Origin of the sequence: Pseudomonas sp. EA_65y_Pfl2_P74, assembly GCF_963970575.1 — a bacterium.
GTDB lineage: Bacteria > Pseudomonadota > Gammaproteobacteria > Pseudomonadales > Pseudomonadaceae > Aquipseudomonas > Aquipseudomonas baetica_A.
Genome location: NZ_CAXAOQ010000002.1, coordinates 169886 through 187611, shown reverse-complemented (window position 1 = coordinate 187611; position 17726 = coordinate 169886). Strand labels below are relative to the sequence as shown.

At 58.8% G+C, this 17726-nt stretch carries 17 protein-coding genes, 4 tRNA genes and 1 pseudogene; 7 read left to right on the top strand and 15 right to left on the bottom strand.

Annotation, left to right across the window (positions count from 1 at the left end; translation table 11 throughout):
* Positions 1-15 precede the first annotated feature (15 nt).
* The 4 genes from lpxK to AACY18_RS02315 form a co-directional block, all read right to left on the bottom strand.
* On the bottom strand, positions 16-1026 hold the full coding sequence (gene lpxK / locus AACY18_RS02330) for a tetraacyldisaccharide 4'-kinase (RefSeq protein WP_339430799.1): 1011 nt from the start codon (positions 1024-1026) through the stop codon (positions 16-18).
* Positions 1026-1454 (bottom strand): ExbD/TolR family protein, encoded by a 429-nt coding sequence (locus AACY18_RS02325; protein WP_221733712.1) that lies wholly within the window; start codon positions 1452-1454, stop codon positions 1026-1028. Before AACY18_RS02325 ends, lpxK begins: the two co-directional genes overlap by 1 nt.
* Positions 1451-2086, bottom strand: coding sequence for a MotA/TolQ/ExbB proton channel family protein (locus AACY18_RS02320; RefSeq protein WP_221733720.1), 636 nt, complete (start codon positions 2084-2086; stop codon positions 1451-1453). Before AACY18_RS02320 ends, AACY18_RS02325 begins: the two co-directional genes overlap by 4 nt.
* A 101-nt stretch (positions 2087-2187) precedes the next feature.
* Positions 2188-4422 carry a DNA internalization-related competence protein ComEC/Rec2 gene (locus AACY18_RS02315; protein ID WP_339464095.1) on the bottom strand — a complete coding sequence of 745 codons (2235 nt, stop codon included), beginning with the start codon at positions 4420-4422 and terminating at the stop codon, positions 2188-2190.
* Positions 4423-4558: 136 nt separating this feature from the next.
* Between AACY18_RS02315 and AACY18_RS02310 the strand changes: the two genes are divergently transcribed.
* Complete coding sequence (locus tag AACY18_RS02310) at positions 4559-5077, top strand: DUF2062 domain-containing protein (RefSeq protein WP_339430801.1); 519 nt, start codon at positions 4559-4561, stop codon at positions 5075-5077.
* Between the two features lie 75 nt (positions 5078-5152).
* Here AACY18_RS02310 and AACY18_RS02305 read toward each other — a convergent pair whose 3' ends face one another.
* The 4 genes from AACY18_RS02305 to AACY18_RS02290 all read right to left on the bottom strand — a co-directional run bounded on the left by AACY18_RS02305 (position 5153) and on the right by AACY18_RS02290 (position 8324).
* A complete protein-coding gene (locus AACY18_RS02305; RefSeq protein ID WP_339430802.1) occupies positions 5153-5932 on the bottom strand; it encodes an ABC transporter permease in 780 nt (259 codons plus the stop codon).
* Entirely contained in the window at positions 5929-6861 is a 933-nt protein-coding gene (locus AACY18_RS02300) for an ABC transporter ATP-binding protein (protein WP_339430803.1), read from the bottom strand. Before AACY18_RS02300 ends, AACY18_RS02305 begins: the two co-directional genes overlap by 4 nt.
* 136 nt (positions 6862-6997) lie before the next feature.
* Positions 6998-7621 carry a glutathione S-transferase family protein gene (locus tag AACY18_RS02295; protein WP_339464094.1) on the bottom strand — a complete coding sequence of 208 codons (624 nt, stop codon included), beginning with the start codon at positions 7619-7621 and terminating at the stop codon, positions 6998-7000.
* A gap of 43 nt (positions 7622-7664) precedes the next feature.
* Positions 7665-8324, bottom strand: coding sequence for a transglutaminase-like domain-containing protein (locus tag AACY18_RS02290; protein WP_339464093.1), 660 nt, complete (start codon positions 8322-8324; stop codon positions 7665-7667).
* A gap of 248 nt (positions 8325-8572) precedes the next feature.
* Here AACY18_RS02290 and AACY18_RS02285 point away from each other — a divergent pair, with 248 nt between their 5' ends.
* Both AACY18_RS02285 and AACY18_RS02280 read left to right on the top strand, forming a co-directional pair.
* Positions 8573-11020: an acyl-CoA dehydrogenase gene (locus tag AACY18_RS02285; protein WP_339464092.1), complete on the top strand. Its 2448-nt coding sequence runs from the start codon at positions 8573-8575 to the stop codon at positions 11018-11020.
* Between the two features lie 87 nt (positions 11021-11107).
* Positions 11108-11515, top strand: coding sequence for a PA2817 family protein (locus AACY18_RS02280; protein WP_339430807.1), 408 nt, complete (start codon positions 11108-11110; stop codon positions 11513-11515).
* A gap of 63 nt (positions 11516-11578) precedes the next feature.
* On the opposite strand, the gene AACY18_RS02275 is transcribed toward AACY18_RS02280, so the two are convergent.
* Positions 11579-12577 (bottom strand): LysR family transcriptional regulator, encoded by a 999-nt coding sequence (locus AACY18_RS02275; RefSeq protein WP_339430808.1) that lies wholly within the window; start codon positions 12575-12577, stop codon positions 11579-11581.
* Positions 12578-12667: 90 nt separating this feature from the next.
* Between AACY18_RS02275 and AACY18_RS02270 the strand changes: the two genes are divergently transcribed.
* The 3 genes from AACY18_RS02270 (at position 12668) to AACY18_RS02260 (ending at position 14794) form a co-directional block, all read left to right on the top strand.
* Positions 12668-13294, top strand: a complete 627-nt coding sequence (locus tag AACY18_RS02270) for an alanyl-tRNA editing protein (RefSeq protein WP_339430809.1) — start codon at positions 12668-12670, stop codon at positions 13292-13294.
* 89 nt (positions 13295-13383) lie between these two features.
* Complete coding sequence (locus AACY18_RS02265) at positions 13384-14154, top strand: 2OG-Fe(II) oxygenase (protein ID WP_339464090.1); 771 nt, start codon at positions 13384-13386, stop codon at positions 14152-14154.
* A gap of 1 nt (position 14155) precedes the next feature.
* Complete coding sequence (locus AACY18_RS02260; protein WP_339430811.1) at positions 14156-14794, top strand: LysE family translocator; 639 nt, start codon at positions 14156-14158, stop codon at positions 14792-14794.
* Between the two features lie 137 nt (positions 14795-14931).
* On the opposite strand, the gene AACY18_RS02255 is transcribed toward AACY18_RS02260, so the two are convergent.
* The 4 genes from AACY18_RS02255 to AACY18_RS02240 form a co-directional block, all read right to left on the bottom strand.
* Positions 14932-15007: transfer RNA gene (locus tag AACY18_RS02255), tRNA-Gly, on the bottom strand.
* Between the two features lie 3 nt (positions 15008-15010).
* Positions 15011-15086: transfer RNA gene (locus tag AACY18_RS02250), tRNA-Glu, on the bottom strand.
* Positions 15087-15190: 104 nt separating this feature from the next.
* A tRNA-Gly gene (locus AACY18_RS02245) sits at positions 15191-15266 on the bottom strand.
* A gap of 2 nt (positions 15267-15268) precedes the next feature.
* A tRNA-Glu gene (locus AACY18_RS02240) sits at positions 15269-15344 on the bottom strand.
* A 385-nt stretch (positions 15345-15729) separates the two neighbouring features.
* On the opposite strand from AACY18_RS02240, the gene AACY18_RS02235 reads away from it, so the two are divergent.
* Complete coding sequence (locus AACY18_RS02235; protein WP_339430812.1) at positions 15730-16488, top strand: hypothetical protein; 759 nt, start codon at positions 15730-15732, stop codon at positions 16486-16488.
* A gap of 141 nt (positions 16489-16629) precedes the next feature.
* Here the strand turns inward: AACY18_RS02235 and AACY18_RS27975 are convergent, their stop codons facing one another.
* Positions 16630-17493, bottom strand: coding sequence for a methyl-accepting chemotaxis protein (locus tag AACY18_RS27975; protein WP_445261464.1), 864 nt, complete (start codon positions 17491-17493; stop codon positions 16630-16632).
* Positions 17491-17715, bottom strand: a pseudogene (locus AACY18_RS27970) (HAMP domain-containing protein); the annotation flags it as partial. The pseudogene AACY18_RS27970 and the gene AACY18_RS27975, both read right to left, overlap by 3 nt.
* Positions 17716-17726 lie beyond the last annotated feature (11 nt).

The following is a 17726-nucleotide window of genomic DNA, read 5'->3' as shown; positions in this document are numbered from 1 at the left end:
CCCTGGATAAAAGAGTTAAGGCAAAAGACGATCCGGCAACAGGCGCATCAGTTGTGTGTCGAACCAGGCCACAAAAGCCGGCGACGGCACCGCATCGACCGCCAGGTACCACCAGTCGGCAGCAGCGAAGGCACGGCACTTCACCGCGTCCTTTTCGGTCATCACCAATGGCAATGACGGTGTAAAATTCAAGGCCTGCACGCTGTATTCGGCGTGGTCGGCAAACGCATGGGGGACTGCTCGCCAGTCTAGCGCTTCGAGGGTATTGAAGAAACGTTGCGGATTGCCGATCCCGGCGACCGCGTGCACAGCCTGACCGGCCGGAAAATGATCGAGCGGCATACGTTTGCCGCTGCGCAGATTGACCAGTGCGGTGGGTTGCAGACGGAAGGCGAAACCGTCGTCGCGATCATCGAGCGCACCGTTGAACAGCACACCATCGACGCTTTGCAGACGTTCAATCGGCTCGCGCAATGGCCCGGCAGGCAGGCAGCGCTTATTGCCCAGGCCTCGGGCGGCGTCGATCAGCACCAACTCCAGATCCCGGGCCAAACGGTAATGCTGCATGCCGTCGTCGGACAGAATCAGATCCAGCGGTTCGCTTTCGAGCAAGGCTTTGACGGCGGCGCTGCGATCGGGGTCGATCATCAGCGGCACGCCGGTGCGCTGAACGATCAGCAGCGGTTCATCGCCCGCGATATCGGCGCTTTGATCAGCCTCGACTCGCCATGGCAGTTGCGCAGGCTTGGCGCCGTAGCCACGGCTGACCACGCCCACACGCAAACCGCTGCGCCGGCAGTGTTCGATCAGCCAGAGAATCATCGGTGTCTTGCCCGTGCCCCCGACGGTGATGTTGCCGACCACGATCAGCGGCACTGGTGGCTGGTAGATTTCACCTTCGCCATCAAGAAAACGCTGGCGTTTGTTGACCACCACGCGGCGGTACAACATTTCCAGCGGCCGCAGCAGCGTCAGGGCCGGGTGCCCCTGATACCACGCGGCGAGCAAGCGATCAGACAGGCTCATCAGGATTTGGGCGCCGCCTCGACCGTGGTCATGCGCAGATGGCTGAAACCGAGCTTGCCGGCCGCGTCCATGGCAGTGATCACCGATTGGTGTTGAGTTTTGCCATCGGCACTGATCGACAACGGCAGGCTGGTGTCGCCGTTGGATTCTTTCTGCATGGCTTCCATCAGGGTGGCCAGATCGTTTTTCGGCAGAATCTTGTTGTTCACCGAAAACACGCCCTCGGCGCTGATGGCGACGTCGATCTGTTTGACCTGCTGATCTTCGGCGGGCGAGCCGCTGACCGCTTCCGGCAAATCGACGCGCAACTGGGTTTCACGGGTAAAGGTGGTGGTCACGACGAAAAACAGCAGCAGGATAAACACCACGTCAATCAGCGACGCGAGGTTGATGTCCACGGTTTCCCGGGGTTTGCGACGGAATTTCACGCTTTGCCCTCAGCCAGATCGACGTCACGGTCGCCCTGCACCACTTCAACCAGTTTGATCGCCTCCTGCTCCATGCCCACCACCAGTTCATCGATGCGGCGCTGCAGGAAACGGTGGAAGAAAACCGCCGGAATACCGACCATCAGGCCCGCTGCGGTGGTGATCAGCGCTTTGGAAATACCGCCAGCCAACACCGAGGCGTTGGTGCCCATGCCGGAACCGGTGAACGCGCTGAAAATATCGATCATGCCCAGTACGGTGCCGAGCAGGCCCAACAAGGGCGCCATGGCGGCGATGGTGCCCAGTGCATTTATGTAGCGTTCAAGCTCGTGAATGACCCGGGCAGCGGCCTCTTCGATGCACTCTTTCATGATCTCGCGACCATGTTTGGAGTTGGCAAGGCCTGCGGCGAGGATTTCCCCCAGCGGCGAATTGGCGCGCAATTCCTTGAGTTTTTCTTTATTGAGCTGCTTGTCCTTGATCCAGACCCAGACCTGACCCAGCAGATGCTCGGGAGTGACGCGACTGGCGCGCAGGGTCCACAGGCGCTCGGCGACAATCGCCATGGCCGCGATGGAACTCAGAATGATCGGCAACATCATCCAGCCGCCGGATTTGACCAATTCCCACACAGTGACAGTCCCCTCGAAAAAGTGCGCCACTTTACCATACCGGTTCATGATTAAGACCCGCCGCCCCGACGACCGTGACGTCGCCTTCGTCCACGCCCCGATCAATGGGTCAATGACGGTGGATCACGCCAGAAACGCTGCTGTTGGCGCATTGTCCAGGGTGGCCTGAAGCGGCCCAATTGCAGATGAATGGCGCCCTGTTCAGCACTGTCATAAATGCGCAGCCCCTGTTTGCGATAGCGTGCCAGCACCGTCGGGTGGGGGTGGCCAAACGAATTCCCGTGACCTCGGGAAATCAGCACGGCGCCGGGCTTCAACACTTTCAGCAAGGCCATCGATGAAGAACTGCGGCTGCCGTGGTGCGGCGCTTGCAACCATTGCGTCGGGACTGCCAGCGGGCTGTCGAGCAGGACACGTTCGGCATGGGTGTCGATATCGCCGGTTAACAGCAGGCGCTCGCCGTTGGCCTCGACCTGTAATACGCAGGAGCGCTGGTTGCTGTCGCGGGCATCCGCCCATTGCCACAGGTGAAAACCGACGCCATCCCACTGCCATCGGCGGCCACTTTCACAAGCTTCGGCGTTCAGTTCGGCTGGCAGCCCGGGCGGATCGCCGCTGATGACTCGATCCACCTTCAAGTGGCGCGCCACTGCCAGGGCGCCACCGGCATGATCGGCATCGGCGTGGCTGAGCAGCATCAAGTCGAGCTTCTCGACCCTCCATTTGCGCAAGGCGGGCAGCACAACGCGTTCGCCGAGGTCCAAATCACCGAAACGCGGCCCGGCGTCGTAGAGCAAGGTGTGATGCCGGGTGCGGACCAGAATCGCCAGCCCCTGGCCGACGTCGAGCTGCCAGATGTCGGCCAAGCCTTCGTCCAATCGCTCGCGTGGCGGCACGACCAGAACCAGCAGTAACGGCCAGCCCAGAGGACGCATCGGTACACCGCGCGGCAGCAGTAACAGCAAGGCGCCTAGACTGCCCATGGCTAACGCCCACGCGGGAATCGACGGTGCAATCCACGCAGGCCATTGCCCGGCAATCAACGCCAAGGCTCGAAACAACCCGTCGATCAAACCGCCGGCCGCCCATAACAGGCCTTCGCCGACATACGGCACGGGTAACAATAAAGTGCCGAGCAATGCCGGCGGCAACACCACCAGACTGATCCAAGGCACCGCCAGCAAATTCGCCAACGGCCCACTCAGGCTGATCGGCAAGCTCAGCACCATCAGCACTGGACACAAACCGATTGCAATCAGCCACTGCGCCCGCGTCCAGGTTTGCCACCAACGCCAGCCTCCGAGACGACCGCCAAAGGTAAGGATCAGCACCGCCACCGCCGCGAACGACAACCAGAAACCGGGGCGCAAACCGGCCAGCGGATCAAGCAACAGCACGGCGTTGAACGCCAGCAACAGCGGCCACCACGCGCCGAGATGGCGAAAGCGCAAACGCCACAAAAGCACCAGCCCGACCATCACGCAGGCCCGGCGCACCGGCACGTCGAACCCGGCGAGCAGCCCGTAACCAAGCGCCGCGGCGAACGCCAGCGCACAGGCCCATGGCAGCCACGGCCAACGCAGCGGCCACAGCCCATAACGGGCCAACCCGGCAACCACCAGGTACATCACCGCCGCCAGCATTGCGATGTGCTGGCCGGAAATCACCAGTAAATGGACGGTGCCGGTGTCCTGCAGAATCTGCCAATCGTCGCGGCTGAGCCCAGAGCCATCGCCCAGCACCAGCGCGGCCAATGCACCGGCCCGACCCTGAGCGTCCACCGCGAGCAAGCGCTGACGAATGCTGTCGCGCCACGCCCACCGCGCCTCGGCCAAACGCCGGCCATCCTTGATCGAACCGGTCGCACCGATGCGTTGCGCCAGCAGCCAGGCTTCGTAATCGAAGGCATCCGGATTGAGCAAACCGGCCGGGCGTTTGAGCTTGACCGCCAGGCGCCAGCGCTCGCCACTGTTGACCGGTGGCCCGGCGTACCAGGCCAGACGCATCAGTGACGGCAGTTTCTCGTGACGCGAGCGCGCATCAGCCAATTCGAAACGCACCACACCGTCGCCATTGTGCGGCAGACCAACCACCCGCCCCTCAAGCCAGCGGGTTTCGCCGTCCAGACGGGTTGAAAGTCGCTCATCCAACGCCCATTGCGCGCCGACGCAGGCCCAAGTGAAACCAAACAATAAAAATGCCAATGGATAGCTGCGAAACGGCAGCAACATCAAACCCACCACCGCCAGCAACACGGCCAACCCGGCCGGCGGCAAAGCCGGCAAAACTATCGGGGCCAGCAGACCGACTGCCAACGCCATCATCCCTGTGCGCATAAGCCCGTCCTTGAGAGTCGCGCACTTAGGCATAGCGGGTCTTGGGCACGACCGTCGTCAACAATTGTCACAAAGTCTGAATGGGCGGTTCGTAGAATCCAGACATACTTGCCGCCTTAATCGACCGAGAAGCCTTATGCCCCGGCGCTTATTCAAACGCTACATGCCCGACCCAACGAGGATCAGGGAACACAAATCCTTACGATTTCTCGGCAAGTTGCTGCATGACCCGAACCTCTGGCACCTCAATCGCCACTCGGTCGCTCGAGCAATGGCAGTGGGTCTGTTTACCGCATTCCTACCGATCCCGTTGCAGATGCTGGTGGCCGCAGCGCTGGCAATCAAGGTGCGCGGCAACCTGCCAATTGCTGTGAGCCTGGTCTGGCTGACCAATCCGATCACCATGCCAGCGGTGTTTTTTTGCACTTATAAGGTGGGTGCGTGGCTGATGGACGTGCCGATACGGCATTTGCCCGATCAACTGACCTGGGAATGGATAAGCGGTGAGCTGTCGACATTATGGCAACCGTTTTTGCTCGGTTCGGTGCTGTCCGGGTTGGTGCTGGGCGCCCTCGCCTACTTCGTGGTCATGATGTATTGGCGCTGGTGGGTCGCACGGCAATGGGCGCGGCGCAAGAAAAACCGAACGCCTTGAATGCAAAACGGCCTGCGCAATGGAGGCCGTTTTTTGTGGTGCCCGGACTAGCCAGGCATGCAACTGGGCATAGCGTCAGGTCCGCATCCCGCGCCCGCTCACCAGTAAACGCGCGCAACCGAAATACAACACCACCGTCGCCACCAGCATGAAGGTGATCGCAATACCGATGCGGATATCCGAAACACCGAGGATGCCGTAGCGGAAGGCGTTGACCATGTGCAGTACCGGATTGGCCAGCGACACCGTCTGCCAGAACGGCGGCAGCAAAGTGATCGAGTAGAACACGCCGCCCAGATACGTCAGCGGTGTCAGCACGAAGGTCGGGATGATCGAAATATCATCGAAATTGCGCGCAAACACGGCGTTGATAAAGCCCAGTAACGAGAAAATCGTCGCCGTCAGCACCACCACCAGAAGGGTCACGCCCAGGTGATGCACCTGCAAGTGGGTAAAGAACAGCGACAGGAGGGTGACGATCACACCCACCATCAACCCGCGCAGCACGCCACCACAGGTATAGCCGATCAGGATTGTGTGCGGCGAGACCGGCGAGACCATCAACTCTTCGATGGAACGCTGGAACTTGCTACCGAAGAAGCTCGACACCACGTTGCCGTAGGAGTTGGTGATCACCGACATCATGATCAGCCCCGGCACGATGTACTCCATATAAGTGAAGCCACCCATGTCGCCGATCTGCCGACCGATCAGGTTACCGAAGATCACGAAGTACAGAACCATGGTGATCGCCGGCGGCAGCAGGGTTTGCGGCCAGATCCGGGTGAAGCGTTTGACCTCTCGGTAAACAATGGTTTGGAGCGCGACGAGGTTGGGACGGAATTCGGAACTCATACCGCCACCTTCGACAGATTTTTCTCCACCAGGGACACGAACAGCTCCTCAAGGCGATTGGTTTTGTTGCGCAGGCTCAACACTTCGATGTTCTGCAGAGCCAGTTGGCCGAACAACGCGGTGATGCCCATGGATTTGTCGACCTGCACCTCCAGCGTGTGTGCATCCACCAAACGGGACGGATAGCCGACCAGTTGCGGCGCGACGCTCAAATTGCCCTTGAGGTCGAGCAGGAAGGTTTCCACATGCAGTTGGCCGAGCAACTGACGCATGCTGGTGTTCTCGACAATCGTGCCGTGGTCGATGATGCCGATGTTGCGGCACAACTGCTCAGCCTCTTCCAGATAATGCGTGGTGAGGATGATGGTGATGCCTTTCTGGTTAAGTTCGGTGAGGAACGTCCACATCGAACGACGCAGTTCAATGTCGACGCCGGCCGTCGGTTCGTCGAGGATCAACAGGCGCGGCTCATGCACCAGCGCCCGAGCAATCATCAAGCGGCGCTTCATGCCGCCCGACAGCGAACGCGAAGGCACATCGCGCTTGTCCCACAGGCCGAGCTGGGTCAGGTACTGCTCGGCACGTTCCTTGGCGATTTTCGCCGCAATGCCGTAGTAACCGGCCTGGGTCACGACGATGTCGAACGTCTTTTCGAACTGGTTGAAGTTGAATTCCTGGGGCACCACGCCGATCGAGCGCTTAAGCGCGGCCGGGCTCTTGTCCAGGTCATTGCCAAAGATATTCACCGTGCCGCTGGTCTTGTTCACCAGGGTGGAAAGAATGCCGATGGTCGTGGATTTGCCGGCGCCGTTGGGGCCGAGCAAGGCGAAAAAATCACCTTCGGCGACGTCCAGATCGATACCACTCAAGGCCTGGAACCCGTTGCCGTAGGTTTTGGTTAGCTGCCGGATGGACAGAGCGGAACTCATATCTGATTTACGCACCATGGTGAAGGGAGGAAAGAGAGAAATAAGGGCAAGCGGCGAGGGATACAACCGCAGCGCAAGAGCGCAATGGTGCTTGCCCCCGCCGCACAAGTACAGTCAAGTGTGTCGATAGTAATTATCAAGTCAACGCGGTCATGACGGCTTTTTTGTAGGCCGGACGCTGTTTGAGCCGCTCGTACCAGGCTTGCAGATGCGGTTGCGGAGCCCGCTCGATGGGCATCTCGAACCAGGCATAAATGAAACTGCCGAGCGGAATATCGCCCATGCCGATTTCTGTTCCGCCGAGGTAAGGCTGGCAGGCCAAAGCAGAGTCGGCCATGCTCAAAAGCTCGTTACATTGCGTGATCGCCGCGTCGATAGCCGCCCAATCCTGCTGGTCGGCCGGTGTCCGCAAAACGCCCCAGAACACGGTGCGGAAGGGACCGGCAAAACTCGAAGTGGTCCAGTCCATCCACTTGTCAGCGATAGCCCGGGCTTGTGGGTCTGCCGGGTACCAGGCACTGTCAGGCGCATGTTTGGCCAGCAGATAGCGGACGATGGCGTTGGACTCCCACAGCACAAAACCGTCGTCTTCGATCACCGGCACCCGGCCATTCGGATTCATCGCCCGGTACTGCGGCGTGTCGACCACACCGAACGCGCCACCCGCATCGATCGCCTCGTAAGCCAGGCCGAGTTCTTCGGCGGCCCACAATGGCTTCCTGACATTCGATGAGTTTTTCCGTCCCCAGATCTTCAGCATGACCGCCTCTTTGCAAATGCGTGGGCAGGCAGCATACGCCGGATCAGAGGCGGCTGACATTACTCTGCATGTCGCCCAATAGTGGCGGCTGTTGATCGCCGAACAGGTGCGGATAACATTTTTCCAGATGCTCAAAGAAGAAGCTTTGCGGCACATCGGCGAACTGGCCGTGATCGACCAGGTACTCCATCAACTGCGCACCGTCCCGGTTGTACGGGTGGAAAACACTGTCGTTGATACCGTCAAAATCCAGTGGCGCGACGTTGAACTGTTCGCAGAGTTTCTGGTTAAACGCAGGCGTAGCCTTGACCCAGCGATCACCAAGAAACAGCTCGGTGTAACCGTGCATGGCGAACACATCGCTCTTGAGCAGTTCAAGCAAACGCGGGGTCGACAGATGATTGCGCACATCCGCCAGACCGATGCGTGCCGCAATCGCGCAATGTCGCGCGCAAGCGGCCAGCAGCGTGGCTTTCGGCACGCAATAGCTCTCTCCCGTTGCCAAAGCGTAACTGCCGCGCAACGTCTGCGGATCCCGACTGAAGGTGTAAGGGTTGTAGCGCACCGCCTCGCGCACGGCGTAGTAGAGATTGATCGCCTGCTTGAGCGGGTCACCGCTGGCGCCACGGTGCTGTTCGGCGAACTCCACCACCGCCGGGTGGTCACTATCGATGAAGCGGCCGGGACTCAGATACTCGTGCATGACGGCAATCTCCTGGGTGAGCCCCGAGTCTAGCGACCGCTCAAGCACAGAGATAACGACGTTTCGGCCAAACATGCACGCAAAGTTGCGCAGTGAACGAACGATTTCCCACGCGTGTTGCCCACCGAACCTACGAAAACCGTCAGAGGTTTCCCACGATTTCAATCACCATGGTCTGACCACCCGGTTTTACAGATGCCGTCTAAGCTCTGAAGGGTCGATTTGCCTTGGTTCACGGAGGACTGAATATGCTGTTGTTGTGGATACTGGTTTTGGTCGTTGGCGTGGCGTATCTCGCCCACCGGCGAATTTCCCCGCTGCCCGCATTGGGCATCGTTGCCGTCTACCTGCTGGCGATGGGGATTTTCAGCCACGCACCGGGCTGGCTGTTGCTGGTGCTCTGGATCGTACTGGCGATGGTGGCCGCGCCATTGGTGCTGCCTGACCTGCGCCGCCAATATTTCAGTGCGCCGCTGTTCAACTGGTTCCAGAAAACCCTGCCGCCGATGTCGCAGACCGAACGCGACGCGATCGATGCCGGCACCGTCTGGTGGGATGGCGAGCTGTTCAGCGGTCGTCCGGACTGGGAAAAACTGCTGTCCTATCCCAAGGCGCAACTGAGCGAAGAAGAACAGGCCTTTATCGATGGTCCGACCGAAGAGCTCTGCGCGATGGTCACTGACTGGCAAATCGGCCAGTCGATGGATCTGCCGCCCGAAGCCTGGGCGCATATCAAGGAACACGGCTTTTTCGCCCTGATCATTCCCAAGGAATTCGGCGGCAAGGGCTTTTCCGCCTATGCCCACTCGCAAGTAGCGATGAAACTTGCGACCCGCAGCGGCGATCTCGCCTCCACCGTGATGGTGCCCAACTCCCTCGGCCCGGCAGAACTGCTGCTGCATTACGGCACCGACGAACAACGCAATCACTACCTGCCACGGCTGGCCCGTGGCGACGACATCCCGTGCTTCGCCCTCACCGGCCCGCTCGCCGGTTCCGACGCAGGCGCGATGCCGGACACCGGGATCATCTGCAAAGGCCAATGGGAGGGTCAGGAAGTCCTCGGCCTGCGCCTTAACTGGGAAAAGCGCTACATCACACTGGGTCCGGTCGCCACGTTGCTCGGCCTCGCGTTCAAAGCGTATGACCCGGATCACCTGCTGGGGAACAAGGAAGACCTGGGCATCAGCCTTGCGCTGATTCCAACCGATACCGCAGGCGTGGAGATTGGTCGCCGTCACCTGCCACTGGGCGCTGCGTTCATGAACGGCCCGAACTCGGGCAAAGACGTGTTCATCCCGCTGGACTTCCTGATCGGCGGCCAGGAGATGCTCGGCAAAGGCTGGATGATGCTGATGAACTGCCTGTCGGTCGGCCGTTCGATCTCGCTGCCGGCAGTCGGTACCGGTGCAGCCAAGTTCACCAGCCTGGTGACCGGGCAATACGCGCAGATTCGTGAACAGTTCAATGTGCCCCTGTCGGCCTTCGAAGGCATACAGGAAGCCATGGCGCGCATCGGCGGTAACGCGTGGATGATGGACGCTGCGCGAATGCTGACCGCCAACGCGGTCGATCTGGGCGAAAAACCGTCAGTCCTGTCGGCGATCCTCAAGTACCACCTGACCGAACGCGGCCGTGAATGCATCAGCCACGCCATGGACGTACACGGCGGCAAGGCGATCATCATGGGCCCGAACAACTACCTCGGACGTAGCTGGAACGGCGCGCCGATCTTCATCACCGTGGAAGGCGCGAACATTCTCTCGCGTAACCTGATGATCTTCGGTCAGGGTGCGATTCGTTGCCATCCGTTCGTGCTCAAGGAAATGGCCCTCGCCGGCCGCGAGGACAAGGATCAGGCACTGAAAGAATTCGACGGCCTGCTGCTCAAGCATATCGGTTTCGCCGTGAGCAATGCCGCCAGCACCCTGGTGTTGAACCTGGGTTTGGGCCACTTCGAACCTGCGCCGGGCGACAAGATCAGTCAGGGTTACTTCCGCGCGCTCAATCGTCAGGCGGCAGCCTTTGCCATGCTCGCCGACTTCAGCATGATGCTGCTGGGGGGCGAACTGAAACGCCGCGAGCGTCTCTCGGCACGTCTTGGCGATGTGCTGAGCAACCTGTATCTGGGGTCCGCTGCGCTCAAGCGTTTTCACGATCTGGATTCGCCAGGGTATATGGAACCGCTGTTGCGCTGGGCCATGGAAGAAAGCCTTTTCCAGTCGGAGCGTGCTCTCGATGAGCTGCTGAGCAATTTCCCGAACAAGATATTTGGCTGCATTTTGCGGGTCATCGTGTTTCCGTTCGGCCGGCGCCACAAAGGCCCATCGGACAAACTCGGTGCCGAAGTGGCGAGCATTATTGGTCGAACCAAAGGCGATCCGGCGCTGGAAGAGTTGCTTGCCGGCTGCTATCGCCCGCAATCGGCAGAGGATGCCGTCGGCGCACTGCAACACGCCAGCGACCTGCTGAGTGCTGTGCAACCGCTGCAGAAAAAACTGCACACTTCGTTGAAAAGCGGTCAGGTCAAACCGGTCGCCGGCGAAAACGCGATCGATGCAGCGCTTGAGGCTGGGGTTCTCCAGGCAGCGCAAGCGCAGAGCCTGCACGAAGCCGAAGCGGCACGGCGCAAGGTGATCGATGTCGATGATTTCGACAAAGAGCAGTTGGTGCTGGCCGACGGCAAAGTCCGCTAATCCTTCAACGTGTAGCCGTTTATTTGTGAAAAACGGGCGCAGGGGCTTTATACTCCCGCGCCCGTTTTGCTCTTGAGGACTTATCTCGTGTCCAACGTCGTCGCCGACCATCTTGTTTTGCTCGACCACCTGCGCAGTATTCTGGTCGCCGTAGGTGAGGCCGATCAGGTTCCCGAAGAAAGCCACGCCCTGTTCCTGGAGCGCTTCGACGAATTGCTGGCGTCACTGCCGATCGATCCGATCGAAAGCCAATACCTGGGCCAGGACATCCTGACTCAAGTGATTACTCGCTATCCGCAAATTGCCCACCTGATCCCACGGGATCTGCTGTGGTTCTTCGGTGGCGACTGCCTGCACTACCTGGCCGATGAAGAAATCGACCTGTATCAGGCCCTGGAAGAACGCCGCTACGAAGCCGAACAAAACGACGAACCGTTCGACTGGAATCAGGAAAAGCAACTGATGGCAATGTCCGCTCAGGACAGCAAGCACTGATTTTCTTTCGGTAATGAAAAGGCCCGCCTGGTTGTCCAGGCGGGCCTTTTTTTTGAGTTGCCGTTAGAGCAGCCCTTCACTCTCAGGCAATTCATAGACCATCGCAGCATTACTCGCACCGCCCGATTTACCGGGCTTGCTCAAGGTCGGCTCCTTCTCCAGGCACTCCACCAGGTAGTCGATGAACACCCGCAGCTTCGGCGGCAAATAACGCGTCGGCGAATGCAGCAGCCAGAGTCCGCCATGGTAAGAAGCCAGGAAGCTCCACTCTGGCAATACCTGCACAATCAACTTCTGCTCCAGGGCATACCGTGCGGTGAAGTACGGCAGGCTGCCAATTCCAATATGCTGCAACACCGCTCCCAGCCTCACGCCAGTGTGATTGGCGGCATATCGGCCACGCACGCCGACCGTCACGGCGTTGCTGCCTTTTTTGAATTTCCAGCGCGCATCGCTTGGGGTTTCCCCAAGATAAATACAGCTGTGATCGAGCAAGTCGTGAGGGTGCTTTGGCGTGCCGTTTTCAGCCAGGTATTGCGGAGTTGCGCAGAGCAAATGGTCAATCGTCAACAATTGACGCCCGACCAATCCGGCGGGTGGCCGATCGGTGATGCGAATCGCCAGATCGACATGATCGTCGATCAGATCGACCTGCCGGTCTTCCAGTAACAACTCCACATCGACCTTGGGATAACGGCGCAGAAATTCGGGCATATGCGGATGAATCACGAAACGCCCCACCGCTTTCGGTACGCTGACCCGCACCAGCCCTTCAGCCTCATGGGTGAACTGGCCGCTGATTTCCATCACGGACTTGGCAGCGCTGACCATTTCCTGACAGCGCTTGAACACCTCTTCGCCCCCATCACTCAGGCGCAGTTTGCGCGTGGTGCGCTGCAGCAACCGTGTGGCCAACGCTTTTTCCAGTCGGGAAATGCTGCGGCTTATCGCTGAAGGCGACGATCCGAGTTGGCGGGCGGCTTCAGAAAAGCTGCCGGTTTCCACGACCTTGACGAAAATCGCCATTTCACCGAGTAACGGCAGCGGTAGATTTATGCTCACAGCGCACAAGTCCTTTGATGTTTGAACGGATTATCACGTTATTGCACGATTCATATAATAAAAATAGAAACTTTAATAAGGGCATGGAATATGACGCTTCGCCTCTTTTTCCATAGTGATGACCTCAAGGCCAATGTAGAAGTCCTCGACTGCACGCCCCACGAGAACGAATTCGCGGTAGAACTGCGCGCTACCCTGTTTCATCCGCAAGGTGGCGGCCAACCCTGTGATACCGGCTGGATCGGCGCAAGCCAGGTGCTGCGCGTAGTGCAAGAAGCGGATCGAATCATCCATTTCGTTGATCGACCGGTCACGCTCGGCATGACCTGTATTCGCGTCGACGAAGATCGCCGCTGCTTCAATACACGCCTGCATTCGGCCGGGCATTTGATCGGGCATTTCGTCCAGGCCATGGGGTGGACGCCTGTCAAAGCGCACCACTGGCCGAATGAAGGCCGCGTGCAATTCAAGCCAGGTGATGCCGCACAGGAAGTTGACGCACACACCGTTCAACTCGGTATCGATCAGTGGATCGAGCACGATCTGCCACGCCTGACCTCGCTGCGCGAAGGCGCGCGGGAAATCGGTTTTGGTGAACTGCCAGCCTATGGCTGCGGTGGCACCCATGTACGAAGCCTGAAGGATCTGGGCACAGTCACGATCGCGTCCCTTTCACAGAAGAAAGGCACATTGTCCGTCCACTACAGCGTGGATTGAGCATTTCCGGACATTGCTCCGCGCAATGTCCGGCGCCGGGGAACCGCATTCGCCGGTTCCGTTGACTATCGATAGATGGACCTAAAAAAATGATGCTAGACGTCGAGCGTCTCGATGAGACGTGCATAAAAAAACTGGCCAACGAAGAAGTCCTCGCCATTCGCGTCAAAGGCTTTTTGCCCGAACCGCTGGCAATCCAGATTGGCGACAAGATTCTCGCCCCAGGCTTTGAGGGCTACATCAACGCACCGAGTATCGGCCGTATCGGTATGGCGTTTTACGAGGCGGAAAACCAGCCGCTGCTGATCGAGGATTACTTCGAACGCGCCACCAGCAACATCGCCGAACTGCGTAATCGCTGCGCCCCCTACTCTTCACCGGTCGACACACTGCGCTGCATGCTCGACGAGTCGTGGCCGGCCGGTGCGCATCTGGAAAATCTATACGGTCGCAAAATGTACGTCGGCCTGTCGCGAGTCGTAAAACCCGGCGTGTGCTTCCTCGCCCACCACGACATTTTCGCCAAGGACGCACCGGAGAGCTTTCAAGCGCGCAGCCTGGAAGCACAGTTTGCCTGCAACGTGTACCTGAACATGCCGACCGAAGGTGGCGCGTTGCAGATGTGGGACGACGACATAACGCCCGAACTGTTCGACGAAATGCGAGGCGACAGTTACGGCATCGACCCGGCCCTGCTTGGACCGCCCACACTTGAGGTTCGGCCCGAACCCGGCGATTTCATCATGTTCAATTCGCGCTGCATGCACTCGGTGACTCCGGGTGTAGCGGATCCGCGCTTGAGCCTGTCCTTCTTTGTCGGCTATCGCGGCAATGCTTCACCCCTGACCTTCTGGAGCTGAAATGTTATCGAATTACCTGGGCGAGTTTCTGGCGCTGGCCACCATCCATTTTCTGGCCGTGGTCGCTCCCGGCCCTGACTTTGCGGTCACTATTCGCCAGAGTGTGCGCTTTGGCCGCTTGGTCGGGATTTGCACGGCACTGGGCATTGGGGCGGGGATTTCCGTGCACGTTCTGTACACGCTGCTCGGTGTCGGCGCACTCATGCACACCACGCCGTGGCTGCTGACCGCGGCCAAGGTGGTGGGGGGCGCCTACATTCTGTATCTCGGTGTCAGCCTGATCCGCAGCAAACCGAAAACCACCCTCGATGGCGAAAAAACAGCGGAGCAAACGTTGGTTGAGCAATCTCTGTTCAAGGCGTTCAGTACCGGTTTTCTGACCAATGCCACCAACCCCAAGGCGACGCTGTTTTTCCTCGCAATCTTCACCACGATCATCAGCGCCAGCACGCCCCTGCAAATCCAGGCGTTCTATGGTCTGTGGATGTGTTTTGTAAACGCGTTGTGGTTCGTCATCGTCGCGCTGTTCTTCTCCAGCAACAAAGTGCGTTTGCTGTTCATGCGCATGGGGCATTGGTTCGAACGCACCATGGGCGTCGTGCTGATTTTGTTTGCCGGCCGACTGATGCTGTCCTGGTAATCCGAACTGAAACGCAAAAGGCCCGCCGAATCTCTTCGGCGGGCCTCTTTTTTTGACTGACTCGATGACTTCAATCCGTAAAGTAAAAACACACGCATACAAAAACGCCGCTCAATAGAGCGGCGTTTTTGTGAAATTGGAGCGGGAAACGAGACTCGAACTCGCGACCCCGACCTTGGCAAGGTCGTGCTCTACCAACTGAGCTATTCCCGCAAATGGCGTCCCCTAGGGGACTCGAACCCCTGTTACCGCCGTGAAAGGGCGGTGTCCTAGGCCACTAGACGAAGGGGACACGCTACCCGGAACACATGGTGTGTGTTTCGGTGTCCAGACCCGCATCCGAAGACTTGGCTCTGGTTTCACTCAGCCCCGCCCGAAAGCAGTGCTGTTTAAAATTGGAGCGGGAAACGAGACTCGAACTCGCGACCCCGACCTTGGCAAGGTCGTGCTCTACCAACTGAGCTATTCCCGCATTGGCGTCCCCTAGGGGACTCGAACCCCTGTTACCGCCGTGAAAGGGCGGTGTCCTAGGCCACTAGACGAAGGGGACACACTACAACATTCACTCCCTGCTTCGTTTCGCTGTGTGCTTTACGCTGCAAGTGGCGCGCATTCTATGGATGGATTGAGAGGTCGTCAACCCCCTGATATAAATTTATTTAAATCAATGACTTCGACCTGCTTTACGAAGCCAATCGGGCTTTTCCGTCGCCCGGCGTTTGACGCCTATATTCCGGCGGTCGACAAGACGTTATAGTCCACCGCACAGTGATGGCAATCTGCACATCAAGGGCCAGCATTCATATAAGCAACAAACGGCCGATACAGATTGCACCTGCCGATCCAATTCGTCGAGCGGCGCTAGGCGCATAAATGCCCCAGCCACTACACTCGCATGTGAACCCTATAAAGAGGTCTTACCGGTGACACCACTCATGATCACCCTGCTAGTCATAGCCGGGATAGCAATTCTGATCGCCATTGGCTATATGAACCATGTGGTGGAAAACAGCAAACTGGAGAAGGCCCGCACCAAAGTCGAACTCAACGACCGCCTGCGTCGCTGCGGCGAACTGACCGAGACCTTTCCAGGTCAATTCATGACGCCTGCACTCAAGCTGCTGCTGACCCGCCTGGAACTCAATGTCTGCCAGCGTCTGTTGAATCTTGAGAAAACCAGTGCGACGACTAAAGCACGCATCACTGAACTGAGCGCACTGGTGGCCCAAGGCGAGTCGATCCCGATCAACAACCCGCCGGCACCGATTCTGACCGAAGCCAAAGCCAAAGACGTGCGTTTCCTGCTCGAAGCCCTCCACGGACAGATCACCCGTGCCGCCCATGACGGCTTCCTGCCGCCGAACGAAGCCAAGCACTGGGTTCGCGAAGTCCGCCACATTCTGGTGCTGCTGCACATTGAGTTTTTCAACAACCTTGGCCAACAAGCTTTGCAACAAAACCAACCTGGCCAGGCCCGCCTCGCCTTCGAGCGCGGCGTGCAATACCTGCGCAAACAACAGGATCCGCAGATCTATTCCGAACAGTTGCAATACCTGGAAAAACTCCTCGCCCGCGCCAATGCCCAAGTCATGGACAAGATTGCGCCAGTTGAAGGAGAAGAGAACCAACTGACCGCTGGCCTCAAAGATGCCGAAACCGATGCGGACTGGAAGAAGAAAGTGATCTACGACTGATCGCTGACGTTGAAAGTTAAGCCACCGAGAGGTGGCTTTTTTGTGGTCATGCGGTTGGGGCCCAGCCTCACAGAAGTTACATCCCTCTTCGCGAGCAAGCCCACAGTTTGAAGCGAGTACACCTGTCAGGTCGTCAAGTCATCAAAGCCGAAAATGCCCGACCATCCCGCGCAACTCGCCCCCCAACTGCGCCAGTTCAACACTCGAGGCTGCATTCCCACGCATTGCAATCGACGACTGATCGGCACTCGCGCGAATACTCGTCACACTGCGATTGATCTCCTCCGCCACTGAACTCTGCTCCTCGGCCGCCGCCGCAATCTGCTGATTCATCTGCTGAATCAGCGAAACCGCCGCCGCAATACTCCCCAACGCACTCTCCGTCTGCAAGGCATCACTGACGGCCAGCTTCACCAGTTCACCACTGCTCTGAATCTGCTGCACCGAAGAATGCGCCGCCGAGCGCAAAGCACTGACCAAGCGCTCGATCTCCTCAGTCGATTGCTGCGTACGCCGGGCCAAAGCACGAACCTCATCGGCCACCACTGCAAAGCCCCTGCCCTGCTCACCGGCCCGCGCCGCTTCGATTGCCGCATTCAATGCCAAAAGATTGGTCTGCTCGGCCACGCTTTTGATCACCTCCAGCACCGTACCGATATTCTGGATTTCAGCGCTGAGGCTTTCGATACTGGAACTGGCCGAAGTCGCCGAATCAGCCAGTTGCTCGATCCGCGCCATGCTCTGGCGCACGACCTGCTGACCACTTTCGACCTTGTCATCCGCCGTCTGCGCCGCCAACGCCGCCTCTTCCGCGTTGCGCGCAACATCGTGAACAGTAGCGGTCATCTGATTCATGGCCGTGGCCACCTGCTCGGTTTCTTCCTTCTGACTGCTGACCTCAAGGTTGGTCTGTTCGGTCACGGCCGACAGCGATTGTGCCGAACTGGCCAACTGCTCAATACCGGCCTGCAACCCGCTGACAATCGTGCTCAAGCCCGCCCCCATCTGCTGCATCGCCAACATCAGTTGGCCAATTTCATCACGACGGGTGACCTCGACCGTTGCACTCAGATCTCCGGCAGCAATCTGCTGCGCGACTTGAATCACACTGCGCAACGGCGCGACGATCAAACGGGTAATCACCCACGCAGCGATCAAACCGACAAGCAGTGCCAGCGCCGATGAGCCAATGATCAGCAGCGCGTTCTTCTTAAGTTCAGCCTGCATCGCGCTGTCTT